Consider the following 6,464-nt stretch of genomic DNA (forward strand, 5'->3'; position numbering starts at 1 on the left):
CCGTTTATGCCGTTTATTACCGAGGAAATATGGCAGAACTTGCCGCATAATGGGGAATCTATTACCATTGCAGCGTGGCCGACTGTTGATTCTGCGTTGACAAATACGGAAGCGGCAGAAGAAATGAAGCTTCTTGTTGAAATTATTCGTTCTGTTCGTAACATTCGGGCAGAAGTAAATACGCCGATGAGTAAGAAAATCAACTTGATGTTAAAAGCGAAAGACGAATCAATCGTTGCGAAGCTTGAGAAAAATCGTGCCTATCTTGAACGTTTCTGTAATCCTGAGGAATTAACGATTGGTGTAAATGTAGAAGGACCAGCACAAGCGATGACTGCCGTTGTTACGGGTGTTGAACTCATTCTTCCACTGAAAGGCTTAATCAATATTGAGGATGAAATTAAACGTTTAGATAAAGAGTGTGAGAAACTGAACAAGGAAGTAGAACGTGTTCAGAAAAAGCTAGGCAACGAAGGCTTTGTTAAAAAAGCCCCAGCAGCTGTCATTGAAGAAGAACGTGCCAAAGAAAAAGATTATGTAGAAAAACGTGATGCGGTAATCAGCCGGATTCAAGAATTAAAGCAATTGTAAGCCAATACCAGCTGAAAATAAAATGTTGTTATTTTCAGCGGGCTTTTTAAATAGAAGAATGGTAATATGGAAAGAAAAATTTACAGTTCAGCCATGAGGAGTGGAACTAATTGTTTAACACAGTGGAAGAAATGATGAACTATTTACATACTCGAGAATCAGCGTTGGGCATGGATTTTGGCCTAGGGAGAATGGAATCAATCCTAACATCTCTAGGGAATCCAGAAAGAAAATTCCGGTCCATTCATATCGCTGGTACCAATGGAAAGGGTTCAACCCTAAATGTAATCAAACAAATATTAATACAGTCTGGTTTACAGACAGGAACGTTTACCTCTCCGCATCTAGAACGAGTGAATGAACGAATTATGATTAATAACACTCAAATTTCAGACAAGGACTTACTTGAATTGATAAATAATGCGTTTCCGGTCATTGAAGAATTCAGAGCCACCTATTTTGAAATTTTGACGATTCTTGCTTTTATGTACTTTGAAAAAAGGAAGGTTGATATCGTTGTAATTGAAACGGGATTAGGCGGTCGACTTGATTCGACCAATGTCATTACACCGCTTCTTTCAGTGATAACTTCCATTGGACTTGACCATACGAATATTCTTGGGAATACACTAGCGGATATTGCGTTTGAAAAAGCGGGCATTATCAAACAAGCAGTACCTGTTATATCAGGCGTTCGTGTTCAGGAACCATCCAGTGTGATTGCCGAAAAAGCAGCCGAACAGTCAGCCCGACTTTATAGGCTTGACCATGATATGAAGATAAGCAGCTATCAAATGCAGGATCAAACTCAATCGTTTTCACTTACGTTTGGAGATGTAGAACTAGTAGAACTGATTCAACCAATGTTTGGCAGACATCAAGTCGACAATGCAGCACTTGGTGTTTCGGCGATACTACTGTTGAATCAGCAATATGATTATCAAATAAATGAAGATAGTATTCGGAAGGGGTTACTTGCTTCAAAATGGGACGGCAGATTTGAAATGCTGAGTCCTCAGGTAATCATTGATGGTGCTCATAATCCGGCGGGGATTACAGTGTTGATTAATACCTTAAAGGAACGGTATCCTGATCAGAATTACCGTTTTGTCTTCACAGCCTTACAAGATAAAAAGTTCGCCGACATGCTGCATCTCATTGATGAACATGCTTCCGCACTTATTTTGACGCAGATAGACAATGACCGAGCATCCAGTCTGGAGGACTTACTTAAAGCAAGTAAATTAGTTGACAAAAGGGCATTCTCTGATTGGAAAGAAGCCGCTGAATACGGCCTAAATACGGTAAAAGAAAACGAAATGCTCATTTTTACTGGTTCATTATATTTTGTTGCCTACGTTCGTCCTTACTTAAAAAAGAAAATAATTTTCTGAAAACTATCTAATTAGTGTGACTTTAATCCGAATATTTGCTAAAATATTTAAAAACAAGGACTTTTTTACCAATATTTACATAGTTTTTGGAAGAAGGAGGGGGAAATGGTGATTTTAAATTGGAAAATATGGACTATATGGGGATTATGGGCACTAGTTTTTCCATTCGGTCTCTGGCTGACGTTTCATTATTTTCCTCCTCAATTCATCGGCAAGGAATGGCACCTTTTAGCCTTTCTAGCTTTAATGTGCATTCTTTCGATGATGCCAATCATGATTAACAAGGAACCCGTAACGGTCGTACAAGGTGTTACTTTAGCTATCTTTCTCGAATTTGGATTTGCAGCGGAAATCATTGCTTCACAGATTTCCTTTATGTTTATCCTTTTGATGGTACACATCCGACGCACGGAAGTATATCGCTTTCCGCTTAATTCACTATTGTTTTTTATTATCAGTCTAATGAGCGGTTTAGCCTATTATTCATTTGGCGGTGATCTTCAAATTGGTTCACCACTAAATGGAAAGCACATTGTTTTAATCATTGTCTACCAGTTAATCTATTTTATTACCAACGCAATTATGCTCTCCATCTCAGCCTATTTTTTACATAATAAGAAATTCACGTTTAAGGATGAAAGCCTCTTATGGGATGGCATAACCACTTTATTGATTCTGCCAATCGGAATTGTCTTATTCATTCTCTATCAGCAAATCGGGATTATTTCAATCGTCCTTATTGGCGTTCCCATCATTAGCTTAGCTTGGATTCTAAAATTATATAATCAATCTAAACAAATCAATAGTCATTTGAAAAGTGCTGGAGAATTTGGTCATCAGCTTACTCAAAAATTGCATATCGAGGGTGTCCTTGATTTATTCATCAATCGGATATCGACGATTGTTGAGACTGAACAGGGCTATATATTCGATATATATAACGCGGAAAAAGAAATTCATCTACTGCGCTATTTTGAAAATGGCGTGGCTAAAGAAAAAAATATTGAGCCGCTGCGGAATGGACTTGGAATTACCGGAGAAGTTTGGCAGACGGGTAAAGCGTTACTTTTTCATTCACGCAAAGAATGGAAGCATCTCGATATGGGGATTATTGACCCGAATATTGAGAGTATTATGACCATTCCGATTGTACGAGACAAGCTGGTTGTAGCAGAAGTCATGCTTGTATCAACAAAAAAACGCGCCTATGAAAACCATCAAATGATGATAATGGATATTCTTTGTTCGTATCTAGGTGTGGCTATTGAAAATGCTAGACACCATTCACTTGCCATGCAGCAAAGCGAGCGCTGTCCATTAACAAATCTATATAATTACCGATATATAGAACGAGAACTACAGGTACAGTTTACGAATCTAGCTAACCACATTACGAAAAATGTCTCACTTATTTTAATCGATATTGATCGGTTTAAAGCGGTAAACGATAGTTATGGTCATCAAAGCGGTAATGAAATTCTCTGCCAACTAGCGGAACGATTGAATTCAATTGTTGGTAAAACGGGTACATTAGCCAGATATGGCGGGGAAGAGTTTGTTATTGTTCTTCCAAATTTAGCTAAAGAAGAAGCCTTTAAATTTGCTGAATTTATTCGCTTATCCATTGCCAATAAACCGTTCTCTGTCCATTCTGATCTCGATGAACACCGTTCCAAACAGCTGGTGACGATTACTGCCAGTATGGGTGTTGCCACCGCACCTACTGATGCGGATGACGAACAAGCACTGATCCGTCACGCAGACCGGGCCATGTATACAGGGGCTAAACAGGCCGGAAGGAACAAAGTTGCTCAGTATGTGGGATAAGTCTACCTGTGTCACAAAATTTGTAAAATAAACAATATTTTTGTAGGACGCTGGTAAGCTGCGTTATATAATAAAAGTAAGGAATAATAATAGATTATAAGAGAGCGATGTGTATGGACATGAAGAGACTAAGTACAATCTTTTTGTCATTATTGCTGATTTTTTCGATTTTCACACCTATGTCTAATAATGCCGAAGCAGCTATTCAATCAGGTTCAACATTACGGGTGCTTGAGATAGTCGATAGTGGTAGCAGCCAGATAGATAATTACCTAGGAAAAGGAAACTATCAATATACGAAGACAACGATGACGATGAAGAAGTTTGTTGCAATGCGTGAGGAATTAGATGGAAAGTATGATGTCATAGCCATTATGGATGGGACCTATACAAGTAGCGGAGTAAGCGGAAAGAATCATAATACAACCAGTGTTATGAATGATATTACGAATTTAAAAGCAAATGAAATTATTCAGGATTTTATTAATAAAGGTCAGCCTGTTATCTTTTACAAGGATAGTATAGAAACAGGAACCAAAATGCTATCGAATTTTGGTAAATATCTAAATAGTAAACCTAAAAATGTATTCCTATTTAACTCATCTAGAAAATTGGTATGGTTTCATTATGAGTATGAGTATGACGATAATGGTTTTAATCAATTCATTAAGAATGGTACCTTTCAACAAGCACCCAGCTACACCTTGAGCCAAGAGCCAAGTTCTACAAAGCTATATGAGCCAGAACAAACTCTGGATTTTACAATGAATGTTTCCGTTCCTGCTGATGTTAATTCCAGAAGCTTAAAAGCTAAACTATATATTGATTCTAATTTTGACGATAAATATACGACAGATGAAATTGTGGGTGAGAAAGATGTTTCATCTTCTTCGTCAATCATGTCCTTTGTTTTGCCAAAAGGCTATTCCGGGGTACGGTACTGGAAGCTGGAGTTAGTGGACAGTGCAACAAATCTGAAAAGTTATGAAAAAGGTATGATTAAATTTAAAGGAAAATCAGTAGATGTAAAAGTTCTTCAAGTGACGAATAGCTCTAATTCGAGTTCTTTAAAAACCGAAAAAAATATGAAACAGACATATCTGAAAAAAGATGGTGAATACAATATTGAGATAGATGTAGTCAACATGACCACATTTAATTCTACGACTTATCGGACAATAAATGGTAAGTACGATATGGTGATCTTCGGATTTGCTGATTCATACAATAAAACGGCAGCTATCTCTCAGGTTGCCGCAGATACTGTTAATTCTTATATTAATTCTAAGCAAAGTGTTATGTTTACTCACGATACAATTTTTATAGAAAATGGCTCAAATACTAACACTTGGGTACAAAACTTTAGAGATGCGACAGGGCAAGATAATCCGATGACCAATTTAGGATATTCTGCACCGAACCAAGCAACAAACACAAAAATAGTAAATAAAGGCCTCATTACTTCTTATCCATTTGCAATTGATCAAGATGCACAGGGTAGAGAAAAAACGAATATCATCATTGCAAATACTCATAATCAGTATTTTACGTTGAACTTAGAAGATCCAGATATCATTTCATGGTATAACATTGATGAAGACAGCCGGGATGCTAATGACAGCTGGAATCATTATTATACGTATTCTAAGGGCAATATTACTTATTCAGGAACAGGGCATACTAGCACTGGTTTTCCTGATGAAGAGCAACAACTATTCGTCAATACAATGTATCGTGCATTTCTAGGTTCGAATCATGCACCGGAAATTACTGTGCATACGCCTTCAGAGAATCAAATCATTCCAACAAATCAAAATATCGAATTATCATACACACTTCAGGATTATGATTTGAAAGATAAGAAAGTATCTACTAAGGTGTTTTTAAATGACAAATTAGTCTCGACCAATAATGATGTTACTAATGGAGCGACCATAAATGAATCATTGAAACATGATATGCCAAATGGCGGCGAGGTTTTGATAAAGATTCAAGCAACCGATGCGTCTGGTGCCATAAGTGAAAAGGTAGTTAAGGTTCTTATTCAAAAGATAACAGCAAGTCTAGAGGTAAATCGCTCTATATCAGTCCTAAGTCCAGTGAAAACAGGGGCTGATGTTATAGTTGATTATATAGTGACGCCGCAGGCTATTACAGGGAAAGCAGCTGAATCATTAGTTAATGACCTGAAGATTAAAAAAATAGATAAAGTGAGTGTTAAGTCAGTGCAATTACTGGAAACTTTTCCAGCGAATTTGAAAGTGGTCTCAGAAGGAACGAAAACAGGCAGTGAAGAAACAGGAATCAAACTGGTTAGAGACCTGTCTGAAATCATTTATGAAAATTCCGGCACTGAAAAAAATCCTATATTTACAGCAAAACCGATCACCTTTTCTGTTCAAGTAACACCGATTAAGAAAGGTCAATATGCTCTTAACGATTCAATATTAAGCTATCCAGACCTTACCGATAAAATAGAGAAACCAGCTTTTAATTCTATTAATTTCTTTGCTGATGTGGCTTTGACTGGAATTAAACTTCCTGAAAGCTATATTTTAAGTAAAGGTTCTGAAAAAAATTTCAGCATTGATTTAGAAATGCTTCCAGAAAATGCTGGAATTAAGGAGATTGTTTGGAGTGAAGAAAGTGGTG

4 protein-coding genes are annotated in these 6,464 nt (G+C 37.1%); all 4 read left to right on the forward strand.

Features of this window, described 5'->3' with window-relative positions; translation table 11 throughout:
* Positions 1 to 591: class I tRNA ligase family protein (locus AC52RT_RS12675; RefSeq protein ID WP_495541080.1), on the forward strand; the 591-nt coding region annotated here is incomplete at its 5' end.
* A gap of 110 nt (positions 592 to 701) precedes the next feature.
* A complete protein-coding gene (locus AC52RT_RS12680) occupies positions 702 to 1,985 on the forward strand; it encodes a bifunctional folylpolyglutamate synthase/dihydrofolate synthase (RefSeq protein WP_495541081.1) in 1,284 nt (427 codons plus the stop codon).
* Positions 1,986 to 2,090: 105 nt separating this feature from the next.
* Entirely contained in the window at positions 2,091 to 3,812 is a 1,722-nt protein-coding gene (locus AC52RT_RS12685) for a sensor domain-containing diguanylate cyclase (RefSeq protein WP_495541082.1), read from the forward strand.
* Between the two features lie 179 nt (positions 3,813 to 3,991).
* Positions 3,992 to 6,464, forward strand: a 2,473-nt coding sequence (locus tag AC52RT_RS12690; RefSeq protein ID WP_495541083.1) for a DUF5057 domain-containing protein, incomplete at its 3' end; no start/stop codon positions are given.

It is taken from the genome of Peribacillus sp., assembly GCF_059453735.1.

Bases quoted from the DNA above. Each gene is read 5' to 3' on its own strand.
- AC52RT_RS12685 (WP_495541082.1), top strand. From the start codon at position 2,091: ATGGTGATTTTAAATTGGAAAATATGGACTATATGGGGATTATGGGCA.